This is a genomic window from Methylobacterium sp. WL18, assembly GCF_008040015.1.
Taxonomy (GTDB): Bacteria; Pseudomonadota; Alphaproteobacteria; order Rhizobiales; family Beijerinckiaceae; genus Methylobacterium; species Methylobacterium mesophilicum.
Genome location: NZ_VRVD01001179.1, coordinates 1 through 696, shown reverse-complemented (window position 1 = coordinate 696; position 696 = coordinate 1). Strand labels below are relative to the sequence as shown.

Annotated in this window: 1 protein-coding gene and 1 pseudogene; both read right to left on the bottom strand. The window is 72.0% G+C overall.

Going from position 1 to position 696, the window contains the following annotated elements; all coding sequences use genetic code 11:
- Positions 1-137 (bottom strand): annotated as a pseudogene (locus FV228_RS31660) (1-deoxy-D-xylulose-5-phosphate reductoisomerase); the annotation flags it as partial.
- 19 nt (positions 138-156) lie between these two features.
- Positions 157-696: CDP-archaeol synthase (locus FV228_RS31655; protein ID WP_147857967.1), on the bottom strand; the 540-nt coding region annotated here is incomplete at its 5' end.

Here is a 696-nt window from a genome sequence, read left to right as displayed (position 1 = left end):
ACCTTGGCCAGCGCGACCGCGTCGCGGCCGCCGACGACGGCGCCGGTGCGGAACCGGTCCGGGTGCTGGGCGAGCAGGTCGGCGGTGGAGCGGCCGATCGAGCCGGTGGCGCCGAAGACGGTGACGATCTGGGTCACGGGTGAAACTCCCTCATCGTCACGGTATGAGACCGCTTCCGCGCAGGGCGAGATAGAGCCCGGCCAGCACGGCCACCGCGAAAAATCCGTCGAGCCGGTCCATGACGCCGCCATGGCCCGGGATGATCTTACTCGAATCCTTCACCCCGTAGCGGCGCTTCAGGCCGGATTCGACGAGGTCGCCGGCCTGGCTCAGCACGGAGGCCAGGGCGCTCACCCCGGCGACCACCGGCAGGGATGCGGCGCTCGGCAGGTCAAACCCGGCAAGGTCGGCGGCGATCGCAGCCAGCGATCCGGCGGCGACAGCGCCGATCAGGCCGCCGATGGCGCCCGACCAGGTCTTGTTCGGCGAGACCCGGGGCATGAGCTTTGGGCCGCCGATCTTGCGGCCGGCGAAGTAGGCGGCGATGTCGGTGGACCAGACTACGGCGAACATCCACGCGGGGCCGATGAGGCCGATTCCGGGATCGTCGCGCAGGGCGACCGGCACCGAGGCGATCGCTGCCGCCGCGAGCACGCCGGCGAGCGCCCGCAGACGGCCGGATCCGGTGCGCGCCAC